This window comes from Rhizobium sp. Leaf306 (assembly GCF_001423425.1).
GTDB classification, from domain to species: domain Bacteria; phylum Pseudomonadota; class Alphaproteobacteria; order Rhizobiales; family Rhizobiaceae; genus Neorhizobium; species Neorhizobium soli.
In genome coordinates this window covers 977095-994135 of the sequence record NZ_LMNX01000002.1, presented here as the reverse complement: position 1 = coordinate 994135, position 17041 = coordinate 977095, and the positions used below count along the sequence as shown (strand labels likewise).

At 60.0% G+C, this 17041-nt stretch carries 14 protein-coding genes and 1 tRNA gene; 7 read left to right on the top strand and 8 right to left on the bottom strand.

The annotated features are described in order from the left end of the window. Positions 1–109: 109 nt before the first annotated feature. Positions 110–1129 carry a glycosyltransferase family 61 protein gene (locus ASG19_RS12535; protein WP_162238147.1) on the top strand — a complete coding sequence of 340 codons (1020 nt, stop codon included), beginning with the start codon at positions 110–112 and terminating at the stop codon, positions 1127–1129. A gap of 251 nt (positions 1130–1380) precedes the next feature. Here the strand turns inward: ASG19_RS12535 and ASG19_RS12530 are convergent, their stop codons facing one another. Continuing rightward, complete coding sequence (locus ASG19_RS12530) at positions 1381–1665, bottom strand: hypothetical protein (protein WP_062457253.1); 285 nt, start codon at positions 1663–1665, stop codon at positions 1381–1383. Positions 1666–1853: 188 nt separating this feature from the next. Between ASG19_RS12530 and ASG19_RS12525 the strand changes: the two genes are divergently transcribed. Next, on the top strand, positions 1854–2615 hold the full coding sequence (locus tag ASG19_RS12525) for a BA14K family protein (RefSeq protein WP_062457250.1): 762 nt from the start codon (positions 1854–1856) through the stop codon (positions 2613–2615). An 8-nt stretch (positions 2616–2623) separates the two neighbouring features. On the opposite strand, the gene ASG19_RS12520 is transcribed toward ASG19_RS12525, so the two are convergent. Next, a complete protein-coding gene (locus tag ASG19_RS12520; RefSeq protein ID WP_062457248.1) occupies positions 2624–3562 on the bottom strand; it encodes a LysR family transcriptional regulator in 939 nt (312 codons plus the stop codon). A gap of 160 nt (positions 3563–3722) precedes the next feature. Between ASG19_RS12520 and ASG19_RS12515 the strand changes: the two genes are divergently transcribed. The 4 genes from ASG19_RS12515 to ASG19_RS12500 all read left to right on the top strand — a co-directional run bounded on the left by ASG19_RS12515 (position 3723) and on the right by ASG19_RS12500 (position 9322). Then, positions 3723–4517 carry an alpha/beta hydrolase fold domain-containing protein gene (locus ASG19_RS12515; RefSeq protein ID WP_062457245.1) on the top strand — a complete coding sequence of 265 codons (795 nt, stop codon included), beginning with the start codon at positions 3723–3725 and terminating at the stop codon, positions 4515–4517. Between the two features lie 72 nt (positions 4518–4589). Continuing rightward, entirely contained in the window at positions 4590–5762 is a 1173-nt protein-coding gene (locus ASG19_RS12510; protein WP_174196843.1) for an efflux RND transporter periplasmic adaptor subunit, read from the top strand. Positions 5763–5908: 146 nt separating this feature from the next. Then, positions 5909–9091, top strand: coding sequence for a multidrug efflux RND transporter permease subunit (locus ASG19_RS12505; RefSeq protein WP_062457238.1), 3183 nt, complete (start codon positions 5909–5911; stop codon positions 9089–9091). A 155-nt stretch (positions 9092–9246) separates the two neighbouring features. Then, positions 9247–9322, top strand: a tRNA-Thr gene (locus ASG19_RS12500). A 13-nt stretch (positions 9323–9335) separates the two neighbouring features. On the opposite strand, the gene ASG19_RS12495 is transcribed toward ASG19_RS12500, so the two are convergent. Further along, on the bottom strand, positions 9336–10106 hold the full coding sequence (locus ASG19_RS12495; protein ID WP_062457236.1) for an SDR family oxidoreductase: 771 nt from the start codon (positions 10104–10106) through the stop codon (positions 9336–9338). Positions 10107–10242: 136 nt separating this feature from the next. Here ASG19_RS12495 and ASG19_RS12490 point away from each other — a divergent pair, with 136 nt between their 5' ends. Beyond that, on the top strand, positions 10243–10923 hold the full coding sequence (locus tag ASG19_RS12490; protein ID WP_062457233.1) for an HAD-IA family hydrolase: 681 nt from the start codon (positions 10243–10245) through the stop codon (positions 10921–10923). Positions 10924–10951: 28 nt separating this feature from the next. Here ASG19_RS12490 and ASG19_RS12485 read toward each other — a convergent pair whose 3' ends face one another. The 5 genes from ASG19_RS12485 to ASG19_RS12465 form a co-directional block, all read right to left on the bottom strand. Continuing rightward, positions 10952–12310, bottom strand: a complete 1359-nt coding sequence (locus ASG19_RS12485; RefSeq protein WP_062457230.1) for an APC family permease — start codon at positions 12308–12310, stop codon at positions 10952–10954. Positions 12311–12384: 74 nt separating this feature from the next. After that, entirely contained in the window at positions 12385–12825 is a 441-nt protein-coding gene (locus ASG19_RS12480) for a YqaA family protein (RefSeq protein ID WP_062457227.1), read from the bottom strand. Between the two features lie 76 nt (positions 12826–12901). Continuing rightward, positions 12902–15436 (bottom strand): protein translocase subunit SecD, encoded by a 2535-nt coding sequence (secD, locus tag ASG19_RS12475; RefSeq protein ID WP_062457224.1) that lies wholly within the window; start codon positions 15434–15436, stop codon positions 12902–12904. Between the two features lie 77 nt (positions 15437–15513). Then, positions 15514–15921, bottom strand: a complete 408-nt coding sequence (locus tag ASG19_RS12470) for a hypothetical protein (protein WP_062457221.1) — start codon at positions 15919–15921, stop codon at positions 15514–15516. Positions 15922–16266: 345 nt separating this feature from the next. After that, entirely contained in the window at positions 16267–16887 is a 621-nt protein-coding gene (locus tag ASG19_RS12465) for a TerC family protein (protein WP_062457218.1), read from the bottom strand. Between the last annotated feature and the right edge of the window lie 154 nt (positions 16888–17041).

Genomic DNA, 17041 nt, shown 5'->3' with positions numbered 1-17041 from the left:
TCGGGTAGTGCTAGGTGGGAATTTAGTTGGAGATCCAGCGGCTGGCATCAAGACGATGTTGCAGAGCTTGCCCGAAGACAAAGAGTTCGTACGGAAGTCGGCTTACGACATGGCTGAAGCCGTCCATTCCTTCGCGGCGGAGACGCGGGTCGAAGCCCTTCCCCATATATTTGGCACCCATCACGAGAACGCTTACACCGCCAAGCAGATTGACCTCATCGAGCTGTCTGACGTCACTCTGCGCACACCTTATGCAGTCATAGAGAAAGATGGCAGGATCGCAGGTGAAAGCCTGTTCCATTTCCCATTCTATCGGGAAACATCTATGGCGGATGGCGGCGACGGACATGCTTACTGGATGCGAGACGTTGAGCCGACTCTTGAGATAGACACCGCCCTTCATGCGTTCGGCGGTGTCTCCGAAAATATCTATCACTGGCTGCACTTCTTCGTTGCGAAAATGAACAGCGGATTGCTGGATCTGTGGAAGGGCGATCGACCGGTCGTTTTACTGCCTGCATTTACAGCGCCCTATCATGCAGCCAGTGCTGAAGTGGTAGCTGAAGCGCTCGGGCTGAAAGTGGTTCGGATCTCGGGAAACGGATCTGTGAAAGTGCGGAAGCTTCTGTTCCCACATCAGCGAGGTTCGGAAGGGCTGGATATTCACCCAGTCACAGTCGAAGCATTCCGCACGCTGAAGCAGCGCTATCAGGGCCCCGGTGCGTACGCCAGCCGCGTTTACATAAGCCGATCGGACACGCAGAATCGGAGACTGGTCAATGAAGAAGGTATCGAAAGCTACCTGAAACAGCGAGGATTTGAGATTGTTTCCTTCACCGGAAAGGATCTTGCATTTCAGATCAACACAATGGCGAGCGCAGATTACATCGTTGGACCGCACGGCGCTGGCCTGACGAACGTAATCTTCTGCAAGCCGGGTGCGCGGATCCTCGAGTTCCAGAGCCCGAACCACTTCAATTGGTGCATGGGCAGAAGCGCATCATTAGCAAAGGCGTACTATGGCGCTGTTGTCGGAGAAATGCGTCCTGAAGTCTCTAGCGATGCCTATTATGTGCAGTGGGACAAGATCACTAAAGCTGTTGACGATTTGCTCAAGCCTGCGTCTTAACTCTGAGTCCACGCCGTTCTCAAAGAACTTACTATCTTTGCACCTGAAGCCTCGGCTTCTCGCGAAATCGGCAAAGGCGCCATGGCGTCTGGGGTAGCGCTTACGGTGCTTCCTTAATCTCGGATAAGGGTGCAGTTTAACCTATTAACAACGGCAACAAACAATATAACTCTTAATCAGCGGGTCGTAGGTTCGAGCCCTACATCACCCACCAAATCAATTCTTTACATTGAAATGTTCAAACGCCGGTTTCACCGGCAAATGGCGTTTCCGTTGCCGTCGACGACGCAGTTTCGCTGCGTCGCGCCGACGCTTCCGGGGCGTCGTGAGGGCCGTTCTTCGACGACATCGGGTCTGCGTCCACCCATATGTCCCGAGACGCCATCGCCTTGTGGCCTTACCTCGAAATTCTCGTTTCCATAGGTGCCGTAATATCCACCCGTCCCATCTGGCTGGATTTCGGTATTGCGAAACTGCTGTGCTTCAGCCGGCAAGGCGGCGAGCGTGACCGCCAAGGCAGCGATCAGGGTTCTCATCGGAATCTCCTCCCGTATGATAGTCTATCACAATCTGAATGGCGCAACTCTGGGGCTTCCTGCCGAGCAAATGTCGGCTTTTTTGTACCACCTTGCATTTGTCTCGGGCGAGGTTGCAATTCGTTCGGAACCCTCTGCGCGCGCATGCATTTTGTCCGCATGTTGAAAATCTGCGGAGCATCCTCGTCGTGAAAGCGATCCTTCTACTTCTGAGCGGGCTTGTCTTGGCCGTCACGGTCTTCTTGAGTGGCGTTGCCGCCACGGCTTATCTCATTGCCGAGCCGGCGCCCCATCGCTTTTCCAACGTTGACCATCCTGATCTTTGGACCTCGACACCCGTGGTCGTGAGCAGCGGCGATCAGCGTTACGAGCGGATTGCTGCTGTGACCGCAAAGATCGATCTGCCAGCGTCGGATGCGCAGGGGCAGCCCGTAGCTGCCCAGGACCAGGCGACGGATGCGGTGGACGGCGTCCAGACGGCTTCCTTGGATGAGGCGGACCAGGCGTCGGTAGATCCTGTGTCCGATGCATCGGTTAACCAGGCGCATGCCGACTGGTGCTTCGCGCGCTACCGTTCCTACAGGCTCGAGGACAACACCTACCAGCCTGACAGGGGTGGCCAGCGTCGGGCTTGCCAGTCACCGGTCGCCATGTCGCATGGTCAGGACAACATTGTTTCTGGCAACGGAGACACCGGCATCGAAGAGCAGGGGCTGGTTCAGCAGGTCAGCGCCACGAGCACGATGATCGGGCGTGGTCAAGACGGCCGTCTTGTGCGTGAAACTGACCGCTCGTCTTCGCCGCAAAACGCCTCATACGACGCAACATCCATGGGGAATTCGGCGCACGAGGAGTGGTGCCTGTCGCGATATCGTTCATACCGCGCCAACGACAACAGCTACACGTCCTACGGCGGCATGCGCCGCACGTGTCAGTCCCCCTACGGCTGAGACCTAACTCAGCCCGTTTTCAGCAATGTGACCGTCGGCTGTTCGTCTTCCTTCAAGCCTTGAACCAGTTTGGCGAGCCAATCCACGAAGACCCGGACCTTGTTGGAAAGGTGCCGGGTTTGCGGGTAGACGATGTAGAGCGGCAGCGGTTCGCACTCCCATTCGGCGAAGATCTCGATGAGTTCGCCCCTCTTCACGTGCTCCTGGACCATGAACCGCGCTGCCTGTGCGATCCCGAGACCCGCGACCGCCGCGTTGACGTAGGAGCGCGCATCATTCACCGAGACAGCGTAACGCGGCATGATCTCCAGCGTCTCATCCTCTTTGCAAAAGTCGAAGGTCATGATCCGGCCGGCCGTCGCGTTGAGGTAACCGACAGAGAAATGGTCGGTCTCCAGATCTCGCGGATGGGTCGGCATACCGAATCGCTCAAGATAGTTCGGGGATAGGTAATTGCGCATGCGGAGCTCGCCGACTTTGCGCGCGATCAGCGACTGGTCCTTGGGCGTGCCGCCTCGAAGAGCGCAGTCGACATTTTCAGCAATGTAATCGACCAGCCGGTCGCCGACCCCGATATCCAGCTGGATCTGCGGGTAGCGCTGGTAGAATTCGCACAGGTTAGGGATCACCACGAGGTCGGCGAACGCCCCTGCCATCTCGACACGCAGTCGGCCCGTGGGCTGGTTCTGCGATTTCGACATCGTGCCGTCGAGTTCTTCAAGCTCCGACAGGATCTGTACGGCGCGCTCGTAGTAGAGTGCTCCATCGGTCGTGACCATCACCCGACGTGTCGTGCGGTTGAGGAGCTTCGTGCGCAGATGCGCCTCCAGACCCTGGACCATGTTGGTGGCCGTGGTCTTGGGAATATTGAGGGTCGCGGCAGCACGCGTGAAGTTGCCCGTTTCGACGACGCGCACGAAGACGCGCATAGAGGAAAGCTGGTCCATCGTTGATTCCGTTCGAAAAGTTGTATTATTCGCCTATCCGGAACAGTGTTGCCGATTTCAGCGACTTGTGAGTTCTGTCAGGAACAATAATATCAGGGCCAAGTTATTCGGCAAGATGCCTTTCGCCAATCCGGCCTTTGGGCTGTGGCAGGAGGATTGAATGACGAAATGGAACCAAAACGCGGAGATCGAGTGGGCAGGCCTGCCTGTTTCGATCCACCGTTACGAGAGCCAGCCGACAGCCAAGGTCGCGCCGATTATACTCTACCTGCGCGGCACCGCATTCCAGCAGAATGGTGTGCGGGACCGTGAAGTGCCGATTGGCCAAGTGTTTTCGCATGCGGGGTCAATCGTTGTCGAGGCGGATTATGGTGCCGCCTCCGGCAATCTGTTTCCGCAGGCAATGGAATGCGCCTTCGCGGCGTTGGCCTATCTCAGCAGCAACCGCAAGCGCTTCGGGTCCGCCCGTTCCCCGCTTTTCGTTGCGGGCGACGAGGCCGGCGGCAACGTCGCGGCGGGCGTGGCTTTGAAGGCGCGAGATCAATTGCCGGGCGAGCTTCGGGGACAGATCCTTCTGTCGCCGATGATCGATCCGATGATGGCCTCGAAATCGTTTCGTCGAGCCGACGAGATCGGCATGCGCGAGAAATGGTCCGACGGTTGGAGCCATTATCTGCGTTCGGCCTGCGGGTTTCAGCATCCCTATGCTGCGCCCTGTCTCTGTTCGCGGCTATCCGGTCTTGCGCCGGCTCTGGTCGTCACGTCAGAAGACGATCCGCTGCATGACGAGGTTGTCAACTATGCGGACCGGCTCGAAGCCTCGGGCGTCTCGGTCAGGCAGAAAATATTCCCGAAAGGCGCAGGCTGGACGGGTGTTTACAAGGGCGGGCAGGGGAACTGGATGGCGGGTCTTTCCGCCGAGTTCAAAGGCTTCGTCGAAACGTTGAGTGAATAAGCAGACGTCGATTTCTAGCGTTTGACAACGGTTTTCTCCTCCTCCCTGGGGCAGGACCGTCAGGAGATTATGATTATGTTGAAGATCAAAAACTGGGCCCCGTGGGGCGCCGGAATAAGTGTTGCTGCGCTCATTGCAGGCGCTTCGCTCTCTATCGATACGCCGACAGGCGCCCATGCGGCCCCCGCGGAAGCGGCGGCTCAGCCGGCGGTGCCGGTCACGGTTGCCGCCGTGCAGCCGAAGAACGTCACCACCTGGCAAGAGTTTTCCGGCCGTCTGGAAGCTGTTGATCGCGTCGAGGTTCGCCCAAGGGTGGCCGGCGCAATTCTGTCCGTGCATTTCCGTGAAGGCGGTCTCGTAAAGGAAGGCGATCTTCTGGTCTCGATCGATCCCGAGCCCTACAAGGCAGCCGTCGCTCAGGCGGAGGGACAGATGGCATCCGCCCAGGCAAGGCTCGATTATGCCGAGACCGAGCTGGAACGGGGCAAGACGCTCGCCTCGCGCAACACCATTTCGCAGAGCGATCTTTCGCAGCGTCAGAGCGCCCGCGCCGAAGCGATTGCCAATGTCCAAGCAGCAAGGGCAACGCTGAAATCGGCGCAGATCAATCTGGATTATACCCAGATTCGTGCCCCGATCTCCGGGCGTGCAGGTCGCATTGAAGTCACCGTCGGCAATCTCGTGGCGGCAGGCTCTGCCTCGGCGGTGCTGACGACGCTCGTGTCGAGCAGCCCGATCTACGCAAGCTTTGATGCAGCCGAAGAACTGGTGGCCCGCACACTGGCCCAGGTCGACGTCAAGGACGGCGTGCCGGCGATTGGCGACGTTCCGGTTGAGGCCAGCACGCTCGCGTCAACGACGCCTGTCCGCGGCAAGCTGCAGCTGATCGACAACGAGGTCAACGCGGCAAGCGGCACGATCCGCGTCCGCGCCGTCTTCGACAATCCGGGCGGGCGCTTGATCCCCGGTCAGTTCGTGCGGGTCCGCATGGGTGAACCCAAGGCCGAAGATCGCCTTCTGGTCAGCGAAAAGGCGATCGGCACCGATCAGGACAAGAAGTTCGTGCTGGTTGTCGAGGCGGGCGACAAGGTCGGCTACCGGCAGGTTCAGCTCGGATCGGTGATCGATGGTCAGCGGATCGTCGAAAAGGGCCTTTCTGCCGGCGATCGTGTCGTCGTCAGCGGGCTACAGCGCATCCGCCCGGGCGCGATCGTGGCGCCGCAGGACGAAGTCGCCACCAAGTGACTTGATGCGGTCTGCTTCTCCCTAACTGGAGGGGCGGGCCGCAACCACAACTACAATTGCGAGACACGGTAAGCACTCGCGGCCTGCACAGGCCGCGAGAGGGGAGCCTGTTGTTTCTGTTCGACCCTGGAGAGAGGGCTTAGACAATGAATATTTCAAGATTTTTCATCGACAGACCGGTTTTTGCTGGCGTCCTGTCGATCCTGATCGTGGTCGCCGGCCTGCTTGGCATGCGCGCACTTCCGATTTCCGAATATCCGAACGTGGTTCCGCCTTCGGTCGTGGTGAAAGCGACCTATCCCGGCGCCAATCCGGTCGTGATTGCCGAGACAGTCGCGACGCCGCTCGAAGAGCAGATCAACGGCGTCGAAGACATGCTCTACATGTCGAGCCAGGCGACGTCGGACGGCGTGATGACGCTGACGGTCACCTTCAAGCTCGGCACCGATCCGGACAAGGCGCAGCAGCTGGTGCAGAACCGCGTCAGCCAGGCTGAACCGCGCTTGCCATCCGAGGTGAGGGCGCTTGGCATCACGACGATCAAAAGCTCGCCCGACTTCATCATGGTCGTCAATCTGGTCTCGGATAGCGATCGCTATGACCTGACCTACCTTCGCAACTACGCGACGCTGAACGTCAAGGATCGGCTGGCACGGATCGAAGGCGTCGGCCAGGTGCAGGTCTTTGGCGCCGGCGACTATTCCATGCGTGTCTGGATCGATCCGCAAAAGGCTGCCGAGCACAATCTCGCGGCAAGCGACGTGACGGACGCAATCCGCGCGCAGAACGTCCAGGCCGCAGCCGGCATAATCGGTGCCTCGCCGAACGTGCCGGGCACGGATCTGCAGCTCAACGTCAACGCGCAGGGACGTCTGCAGTCGCCGGAAGAGTTCGCCAACATCATCGTCAAGAGCGGCGCCAACGGCGAAATCACCAGGCTTCGCGACGTCGCAAGGGTCGAGATGGGCGCCGCCGACTATACGCTGCGGTCGCTTCTCGACGGACGCCCGGCAGTCGCCATCCCCGTCCTGCAGGCGCCGGGCTCGAATGCGATCGAGATCGCCGATACGGTCCGCGCCACCATGGACCAACTGCAGCTGGCCATGCCGGAGGGCGTGAAATACGAGATCGTCTACGACACCACGCAGTTCGTCCGCTCGTCGATCGAAAAGGTCGTCGATACGCTGCTCGAAGCCATTGCGCTGGTCGTCATCGTCGTCATCGTCTTCCTGCAGACCTGGCGTGCATCGATCATTCCGCTGATCGCGGTTCCGGTCTCGATCATCGGCACGTTCGCCGTGATGTATGCACTCGGCTTCTCGATCAACGCGCTGACGCTGTTCGGCCTGGTGCTGGCGATCGGTATTGTCGTGGATGACGCGATCGTCGTCGTCGAGAATGTCGAGCGCAATATCGAAAACGGTCTCAATCCGCGCGACGCCACCTACAAGGCAATGCGCGAAGTCTCCGGACCGATCATCGCGATCGCGCTCGTTCTCGTCGCCGTGTTCGTGCCGCTCGCCTTCATCTCGGGCTTGTCCGGCCAGTTCTACCGCCAGTTCGCGCTCACCATCGCCATCTCGACGGTGATCTCGGCGATCAACTCGCTGACCCTGTCGCCGGCACTGGCAGCTCTTCTGCTCAAGGGGCATCATGCCCCGAAGGACCGGCTGACGCGTGGCATGGACTGGCTGTTCGGCTGGTTCTTCCGCGGCTTCAACCGGGTCTTCGGTTCCGCTTCGAACGGTTATGGCCGCACGGTGGGCGGGCTTTTGTCGCGCAAGAGTATCGTCATGGTGATCTATCTCGCCCTGATCGGTGCAACCTACAGCGTGTTCAACGCGGTGCCGGGCGGCTTCGTACCGGCGCAGGACAAGCAGTATCTGATCGGCTTTGCACAGCTGCCGGATGGGGCAACGCTCGACCGTACCGAAGATGTGGTGAAGCGCATGAGCGACATCGCCCTGAAGCAGCCGGGCGTCGAGCATGCGATTGCATTCCCGGGCCTGTCGATCAATGGTTTCACGATCGGATCGAATTCCGGCATCGTCTTCGCGGTGCTTGACGACTTCGAGAACCGCACGACGCCGGAGCTTTCGGGCGGCGCCATCGCCATGGCACTGAACCAGAAGTTTGCCGGTATCCAGGATGCCTTCATCGCCATGTTCCCGCCGCCGCCGGTCAACGGCCTCGGCACCACGGGCGGCTTCAAGCTGCAACTCGAAGACCGTGCCGGTTACGGTTACCAGGCACTGGACGATGCAACCAAGGCCGTGATTGCCAAGGCCATGCAGGCTCCGGAACTGGCGGGCATCTTCTCCAGCTTCCAGATCAACGTCCCGCAGCTGTTTGCCGATCTCGACCGTGCCAAGGCCGAACAGCTGGGCGTATCCGTCACCGACGTGTTCGAGACGCTGCAGATCTATCTCGGCTCACTCTACGTCAATGACTTCAACGCCTTCGGCCGTACCTACAGCGTAAGGGTGCAGGCGGATGCGCAGTTCCGTGCAAAGCCCGAGGATATCGGTGCATTGAAAGTCCGCTCGCAATCGGGCCAGATGATCCCTCTATCGGCGCTCCTCAAGGTGGACGCCCAGACGGGACCGGAACGCACCACGCGCTACAACGGCTTCCTCGCCGCCGATATCAACGGAGCGCCGGCACCTGGCTTTTCCTCCGGGCAGGCGGAAGCGGCGATCACCAAGATCCTCGACGAAACACTGCCGTCAGGCGTTGCCTTCGAGTGGACCGATCTCACCTACCAGCAGATCCTGGCCGGCAATTCGAGCATCATCGTGTTTCCGCTCGCCCTGCTGCTGGTCTATCTTGTGCTGGCGGCGCAGTACGAAAGCCTGACGCTGCCGATTGCGATCATCATGATCGTGCCGATGGGCGTGCTGGCGGCACTGACGGGTGTCTGGCTGACGGGAGGCGACAACAACATCTTCACCCAGATCGGGTTGGTGGTGCTGGTCGGACTGTCGGCGAAGAACGCGATCCTGATCGTGGAATTCGCCCGCGAGCTGGAGTTCGAAGGCCGAACGCCGTTCGAGGCTGCAGTCGAATCCAGCCGCCTTCGCCTTCGCCCGATCCTGATGACGTCGATGGCCTTTATCATGGGCGTGGTGCCGCTGGTCGTGTCCACCGGTGCCGGTGCGGAAATGCGCGTCGCCATGGGTATCGCGGTATTTTCCGGCATGATCGGGGTGACCTTCTTCGGCATCTTCATGACGCCGGTCTTCTATATGCTGGCGCGCCTGATGACCGGAATGCGGCCCCTGCGGCAGCACGGTTTGGAGGCGCCGCCCGCTCTCTCTCCAGCGGAGTAGCTGGCCTCCAGGCCCTGCGGGTTCTTCCTCTGGAAGGATCCGCAGGGCATTTTCAATTGTGCCAAGCCATAATGGGCCAGGGTTAACCTTACCCCGTAACCATTGGTAAAGGCTGTGATTGCGCTGCTTACCAATCGGTGGCAATCAGTTCGCACGCCCCTCGTAGCTCAAAGCCAGAGCAGCTGCTTCGTTTGCAGCCGATCCAGGTTCAATTCCTCGGCAGGGGCACCATCTTCCTTTCCCGCTAGATCGCGCCACCATCGATCACCAAGGTCTGCGCGGTCATGGCAGCCGCGGCGCTCGACGCGAGAAACAGACACGGGCCCACGACATCCTGCGCCACCAGGCTGCGTTTGAGGCACTGGCGCCCAATCATCGCGGCGATGTCCTCATCCTTCAGCCACAGGTCCTTTTGCCGCTCGGTGACGATCATGCCGGGCAGGATGGCATTGACCCGGATATTTTCCGGCCCAAGCCTGCCGGCGAGGCTTTTGGTCAGACCGACGATACCGGCCTTGGCGGTTGTGTAGGATGGCATGCCACCCATGTTGAGCATCCAGGCGATCGATGAGAAATTGACGATCGCACCACCGCCCGCCAACCGCATATGCGGCACGGCGGCTTGCGATGTGAAGAACACCTGCTTCAAATTGATCGCCTGGCTGAGGTCCCAGTAATCTTCGGTGATATCATCGAGATCCCGGCGATCGTCCCAGGCGGCATTGTTCACGAGCACCGAGAGTGACCCGAGGCTTGCTGCCGCATCATCGACCGCATGTTTGATGGCGTCGGTATCGCGCAAGTCCGCCCTTATATATTGGACTGGATGATCGTTGATCGCGGAAAGCCGGTCCGCCAGTGCTGTGCTGGGTTCGTCGGCAATGTCGATAAACGAGACCTTCGCGCCATGGGCCGCGAATCCCTCGACAAGCGCCGCTCCAATGCCGGATCCGCCGCCCGTGATCAGCACGCCGCGGCCGCGCAGATCCGCGTGCCCCATCAAATCCTCATTCATAGGGTTTTCTCCATTCCCATTCTCAGTTCTAACGCTTCGAACCTCGCCGTCAATTGCGCCGGCTCCCTCCTATCTGTAGTCCGGATGCGTATCCGGTCCTGCAAATCCCGTCAGTCTCTCCAAAAGGAATTCCGCATTGTCAGTCTCCCAAAACGTCATCGTCCTGCCGACCAGAGGTTATCGCGGCTTTCTCTTCGACATGGACGGAACGATCCTCAATTCGATTGCTTCTGCCGAACGTGTCTGGGGACGCTGGGCGGCAGAGCAGGGGCTCGACGTGGAGAAATTCCTGCCCTTCATGCACGGCAAGCGCGGCATCGATACGATCACCAGCCTCAACCTGCCGGGTCTTGATCCGGCAGTGGAAGCGGAGAAGGTTCTGCGCGGCGAGATCGACGATGTCGAGGGTATCGTTCAGATTCCGGGCGCTGCTGAATTCTTGGCAAGCCTGCCCGCGGGGCAATGGGGTGTCGTGACGTCGTCGCCGCTGGAACTCGCAAAGGCAAGACTTGCCGCAGCTGGCCTTGCGATACCGTCCATGCTGGTCACTGCCGAGGACGTCACGATCGGCAAACCGGACCCGCAGGGCTACAGGCTCGGCGCGAAACGGCTTGGCGCAGACCCTTCCAACGTGATGGTGTTCGAGGACGTCCCTGCCGGCATCAAGGCAGGCGAGGCGGCGGGTGCCGATGTCATGGTGATCACCGCCACCCATACCCACGACGTCGAAGGCGGGCACTTCCGGATCCCGGATTACACCGGGATTTCCGTAAGCGTCGCCAACGACGGCGTCATCACCTTTCAGTCCAGAGCGTGAGAGGCTGACGCCGGTCGTCTGGTACCGGTCAGGCAGAACTGCTGGATGTTTTCATGAACTGGACGGTGGCGATCCACAGTATGACGCCGAGGCCAAGCAGGGCGGCGGCAATGGCATACTGGACCGGATCGCGACCGGCCCATGGGCCTGCAAGAAACACGCAGGAGATCACACCAAGAACCGGCAATATCGTTGGTGTCCGGAAGTGCTTGTGGTCGACCTTGTCCTTGCGCAGGACCAGCACGGCGACATTGACGATCGCAAAGACGCAAAGCAACAGTAGTGCAGTCGTCCCGCCAAGAGCGGGCACGCCGCCGGCAAAGAGAATCAGACAGACGGCGAGAAGCGATGTGAAAACGATTGCGATATACGGCGTGCGGCGCGTTGCGTGCACCTTGCCGAGCATGGCGGGCAGCACATTTTCGCGAGCCATGCCGTAGATAAGCCGGCTTGCCATCATCATATTGATCAGCGCCGAATTGGCGACGGCAAACATCGTGATGATCGCAAAGATGCTGATCGGGAACGCGGGCGCGCCGGCCTGGATGACTTTTAGAAGCGGTGTCTCGCCCTCGCCAAGCTCGTTTGCCGGCACGAGCGTGATCGCAGAGATTGCCACGAGAATGTAGATCACGCCGGTGATCGCGAGACCGGTCAGCAGCACTTTCGGGAAGAGACGGCTTGGCTCCTTGCACTCTTCGGCCATGTTGACCGAGTCCTCGAACCCGACCATCGCGAAGAAGGCAAGACCGGTTGCGGCGACTACTGGCCAGAACGTTCCGCTACCTTCCGGTGTGGCGAACGTCCAGGCACGCGACACATCGCCCTCGCCACCAGCAATTGCCCAGAGGCCGATGCCGATGATGATGAGAAGGCCGGTCAGTTCCACAACGGTCAGTACGACGTTGAGCTTTACGCTTTCACCAACACCGCGGAAATTGACTGCGGCCACCAGCGCTATGAAGCCGACAGCGATCAGTGGTACGCCCCAGACCCCAAGATCGAGCCCGAGCGACGTCGAGAAGTTGGCAGCAAACGCCCGCGATGCCGTCGCTGCAGACGTGATGCCTGATGACATCACGGCGAAGGCGACAAGGAACGTGACGAAATGGACGCCGAAGGCTTTATGCGTGTAGAGTGCGGCACCGGCTGCCTGCGGATATTTGGTGACGAGTTCGAGATAGGAGCAGGCGGTCAGCAAGGCGACGAGGAAGGCGACCAGGAATGGAAGCCAGACAACGCCTCCAACTTCAGCGGCCACTTGTCCGGTCAGCGCGTAGATCCCCGTTCCGAGAATATCGCCAACGATGAACAAAAGCAGCAGGCCGGGGCCCATCACGCGCTTAAGTTCAGGTGTTTCTTCTTTCGCGCCGAACGCCTCTGCCATGACTGCCTCCCAACATGGTCCTACATGGCAACACTAATGGGAACATCACACGATTGTTCCATGTTTGGTATGGTTTAACCGATCACGCCGAGCGTTACAGCCGCGACGACGCCATAGCGAAGCGTCTTGCCGATGAAGACCAAAACAAGAAACGTTGGCAGCGGTTCTTTCAGAACACCCGCGACCACGGTGATGGCATCGCCGCCGATCGGTAGCCAGCTCAGGAGAAGCGACCACTTTCCGTATTTGCGATACCAGGTCTTTGCCTTCTCAAGCTTGTCAGGCTTGACGGGGAACCAGCGTCGGTCGCGGAACCGCTCCACGCCCAATCCCATCAGCCAGTTGACCACCGAGCCGAGCGTGTTGCCGACGGAGGCCGTGAGGACGAGGGCCGCAAGCGCATAGCGATCCGACAGGATGAGGCCGACAAGGACCGCTTCCGACTGCATCGGAAAGATCGTGGCAGCGATGAATGCAGCAAAGAACAGGCCCGCATAGGCGGCAAGATCGACCATGGAAAACCGGGTTTAAAACGTGGAAATGAAAAAGGGCGGGAAACGACCCGCCCTTTTGTTCGGATGGTGAAACGCCTCAGACGTTGCTGATCTGCTTGGAATCGACGGCTGTGTCGTCTGCAACAGGCTTCTGAGCCTGGTGGCGGGTACGCCAGTCGCCAAGGAACAGCAGGATCGGCGCCGCGATGAACACCGACGAGAGGGCAGCGACGAGAATGCCGAACACCATCGGGATCGCGAAGCTGGAAACCGCGCTACCACCCCAGATCGCCATCGGCAGAAGCGAAAGGAACGCTGTCGCCGAGGTGTAGAGGCTTCGCGCCAGCGTCTCGTTGATCGACAGGTCGATCACGTCGCGCAACGGCATCTTCTTGTAGAGGCGCATGTTCTCGCGCATGCGGTCATAGACCACGACCTTGTCGTTGACAGAGTAACCGACCAGCGTCAGCAGCGCGGCAATCGCTGTCAGGTTGAAGTCGAGACCGGTGATCGCGAAGAAGCCGATCGTCTTTGTCACATCGAGCACGAGGGTCGCGATGGCACCGACGGCGAATGGCCATTCGAACCGCACCCAGATGTAGATCATCATGGCAATCGAGGCGAGCAGGACCGACAGGAAGCCGGCCGTTGCAAGTTCGCCCGATACCTTCGGACCGACGACTTCAGTACGCTCGACCTTGGCAGTCTGGTCGATCTTCAGGACTTCGGCCTTGAGCTTCTCGACAGCCTCCGTCTGGGCAATCTCGCCGCCCGGCTGGCGTTCGACACGGACCAGGAGCCTGTTGTGGGCACCGAATTCCTGCAGTGCCACTTCGCCGAGACCGAGCTCGTTGAGGCCCGAACGGAAGGACGCGAGATCCGCTTCGTTGGCGGTTACGACTTCCATCTGGATACCGCCGCGGAAGTCGACGCCGTAGTTGAGGCCCGGCGTTACGAACAGCACGAGCGAGGCGATCGACAGGAGAACCGACACGCCGATACCGATGAAGCGACCCTTCATGAACGGGATACGCGTACCATCTGGAACGAGATTGATCGGTAGAAGCGGCTTGATCTCGATCTTCTTCAGCTTGCGCTGAGCGGCAATGTAGATCATCGCGACGCGAACGACCGACACGGCGGTGAACATCGAGATCATGATGCCGAGGCCCATGGTGACCGCGAAGCCGCGGACAGGCCCAGAGCCGAACCAGAACAGAAGGACGGTCGCGATCAGCGCCGTGACGTTACTGTCGACGATGGTCGAGTATGCGCGGGCAAAGCCCGAGTCGATTGCCGCAAACGCGCTCTTGCCCTTGCGGGTTTCTTCCTTGATGCGCTCGTTGATCAGAACGTTCGCATCGACTGCAAGACCAATGCCGAGCACCACGCCGGCGATGCCAGGCAGGGTGAGTGTCGACCCGATCAAGGTGAGGCCCGCAAAGGTCAGAACGACGTTGATAAGAAGCGCAGCGTTGGCAAGAATGCCCCAGCTCCCGTAGAGGAAGAAGATAAAGCAGACGACGAGGACGAAGCCGATGAGGCCGGTGAAGATGCCCATCTCGATCGCATCGGAGCCAAGGTCGGCGCCGACGGTGCGTTCTTCGATGACAGTGAGCTTGGCGGGCAGGGAGCCGGCGCGCAGCAGCGCGGAAAGGGTGGTCGCGTCCTCAGGCGTGAAGCTGCCCGAAATCTGACCGGAACCGCCGGTGATCGGCGTCTGGATAACGGGTGCACTGAGCACCTTGTTGTCGAGCACGATCGCAAACGGACGGCCCACATTGGCCTGTGTGATCTGGGCAAAGCGGGCTGCACCGGCACTGTCGAAACGGAAGGTGACGATCGGCTGGCGGCTCTGCTGGTCGAACGCCGCGCGGGCATCGGTCAGGCGGTCACCGGAGAGTTCGACGCGGTCGAGCACCGGATACTGCTGACCGCTCTCGTCTGCGATCATGGTTACGCCCGGCTGGCCCTGGTCACCGAGAAGGTGGAAGCTCATCTTGGCGGTCGAGCCGAGAAGCTGGCGCAGGCGCGAAGGGTCCTGTTCGCCTGGAAGCTGGACGAGAACGCGGTCCGAACCCACACGCTGGATCGTCGGCTCGGCGACGCCGACCTGGTCAACGCGCTGGCGGATGATCTCAAGGCTTTGCTCAACGGCAGCGTTGATATGGGAGGTGATCCCCGCATCCGTCTGGGCGATGGAAATCGTGTTGTCGCCCTGGCTGGTGATGGAAAGGTCGCTGCCACCAACCGTCGTGCCAAGCCCGATCGGGTTCGCGAGCGTCTGCAACTCGGTGACGGCCTGATCGCGCTGCGCTGGATCGCGAAGCGTAACAAGCACAGCCTCGCCCGAGCGACGGATAGCCGATGTTGCGAGGTTCTTTTCGCGCAGAACGCGGCGTGCATCCTGGATCAGGCCCTGGACACGCTCGTTGATGAGATCAGCGCGGTCCACTTCCAGCACCAGATGCGAACCGCCGCGAAGGTCGAGACCGAGCGATACGCGGCTGTGAGGCAGGAAGGACGGCACGCGGTCGAGGACCGATTGCGGCAAAATGTTCGGCATCGCCACCAGGAAGCCGAACACGATGACGAGGATGTAACTCGCCACCAGCCAGGGTGAATTTCTCATGTTTTAAGATCCTGCTTCGCCCCGGTTGCGCGTTTCGCAGCAAGGGGCCGTATGCGTGTGAGGTTCGACTATCGCGCTCAGGAGACGACGGGCGGTGCGCGCGGCAGCGGAGCCGGCCAATGCGTGCCGATAGGGTTGGCATCGGTGAGTGCGGATGCAATCGCCTGAGCAAATTCCGGAATCGTCAGTGTCGAGGCGGTGAAAGCCAAAGCGCCGTCTGCGCCGCTCCACTGGCTGGGACCAGCCTCCCTGCGGTCGGCAGTTGCCAGCGTGCGAATAGGATCGCGTTTGCTGGCTTGTGGTGTCTCCGAGCTCTTCTCGCTGGAATGCGCAATGCGCAGAATTGCCTGGCTGTCGCGAAGGCCACCGGACAGAAGGGCGACGAAGGCGATCAGCAGTGCCGCGACAAAGACTGCCCATTGCGACGGGAGCTTGTCCTGCGCGCACCGGGCCGTCTCTCGTGTTCCTGCCGGAAACACCGCCATCCGTTCCAACTCCGGAATATTCGTCAGACCGAAGAGCCTGCTTCGGAAGAATGCCGCTTCTAAAGGAGAGTGCTGGTACGGTCAATCGCATCACGGCGGGGGATAACCGAAGTTTGACCCGCCTCGCGTCGGGCGCGAACCGGCCTTGACCTCAGTCAACGATTGGACGGGGCTCACCAGCACTTTCGAGCTGGGGGTCCGCGAGCCCCTGACCGGTTATTGCCGGCTGCGACCACCTAACGTTGCTAGCCAGCCTGCTTCAATGGCAGCGCTCTGATTCGACGGTCAATCTCGATTGTATGATAATGAGCGTTTAAACCGCTGTTTCAAAACGAGCCGAAACGACTAGGCAGACTGGATCAGCGGCAAGACTTCGATCATGCCGTGATAGATCATGGTGATTGCGACATAGACGATTACGGCGAGGCCGAGATAGGCGATCCAGCGGTAGCGGTTGAGCAGGTTCGCCACGAAATTGGCAGCGATACCCATCATCGCAATCGACACGACGAGACCGATGATCAGGACTGCGGAATGCTCCTGAGCAGCTCCGGCAACGGCAAGGACGTTGTCCAGTGACATGGACACATCAGCGACGACGATCTGCATTGCCGCTTGAAAAAACGTCTTTTGCGGTTGGTTGGCGGCCGCAGCGTTCAGCGCGTTGGCGTCTGCCGTATCGTGGGCACGCAGTTCGCTCCACATTTTCCAGCACACCCAGGCGAGCAACAGGCCGCCGACCAGCTGCAGCCCGACGATGCCGAGAAGGTATGAGGTGACCGCTGCAAAGATCAGACGAAGCACGGTTGCGGCCGCGATGCCGAACAGGATTGCCTTCTTGCGCATGTCCGCCGGAAGGCCGGCAGCGGCAAGACCGATAACGATCGCGTTGTCGCCGGACAGCACGAGATTGATGGCAATGACCTCGACGAGGGCAGCCAAGCCAGCAGCGGTAAATAGATCCATGATAGGGAGGCCTGAATGGGAAGGATTGGAGGTAATTTCCTCTATCCGCTTCTTCGCGGTTGCGCACAAGCAATTTACAATTGTCTTTCCGCAAACCGTGGAACGGATGGTCTGCCGGAAGATCAGCAACGGCGCTGGCGGGCAGGATATTTAC

What these genes read in the sequence shown, in the direction of transcription:
- ASG19_RS12535 (WP_162238147.1), top strand. Translation starts at nt 110, where the DNA reads ATGGCTGAAGCCGTCCATTCCTTCGCGGCGGAGACGCGGGTCGAAGCC.
- ASG19_RS12530 (WP_062457253.1), bottom strand. Translation starts at nt 1,665, where the DNA reads ATGAGAACCCTGATCGCTGCCTTGGCGGTCACGCTCGCCGCCTTGCCG.
- ASG19_RS12520 (WP_062457248.1), bottom strand. Translation starts at nt 3,562, where the DNA reads ATGGACCAGCTTTCCTCTATGCGCGTCTTCGTGCGCGTCGTCGAAACG.
- ASG19_RS12515 (WP_062457245.1), top strand. Translation starts at nt 3,723, where the DNA reads ATGACGAAATGGAACCAAAACGCGGAGATCGAGTGGGCAGGCCTGCCT.
- ASG19_RS12505 (WP_062457238.1), top strand. Translation starts at nt 5,909, where the DNA reads ATGAATATTTCAAGATTTTTCATCGACAGACCGGTTTTTGCTGGCGTC.
- ASG19_RS12495 (WP_062457236.1), bottom strand. Translation starts at nt 10,106, where the DNA reads ATGAATGAGGATTTGATGGGGCACGCGGATCTGCGCGGCCGCGGCGTG.
- ASG19_RS12485 (WP_062457230.1), bottom strand. Translation starts at nt 12,310, where the DNA reads ATGGCAGAGGCGTTCGGCGCGAAAGAAGAAACACCTGAACTTAAGCGC.
- ASG19_RS12480 (WP_062457227.1), bottom strand. Translation starts at nt 12,825, where the DNA reads ATGGTCGATCTTGCCGCCTATGCGGGCCTGTTCTTTGCTGCATTCATC.
- secD (WP_062457224.1), bottom strand. Translation starts at nt 15,436, where the DNA reads ATGAGAAATTCACCCTGGCTGGTGGCGAGTTACATCCTCGTCATCGTG.
- ASG19_RS12470 (WP_062457221.1), bottom strand. Translation starts at nt 15,921, where the DNA reads ATGGCGGTGTTTCCGGCAGGAACACGAGAGACGGCCCGGTGCGCGCAG.
- ASG19_RS12465 (WP_062457218.1), bottom strand. Translation starts at nt 16,887, where the DNA reads ATGGATCTATTTACCGCTGCTGGCTTGGCTGCCCTCGTCGAGGTCATT.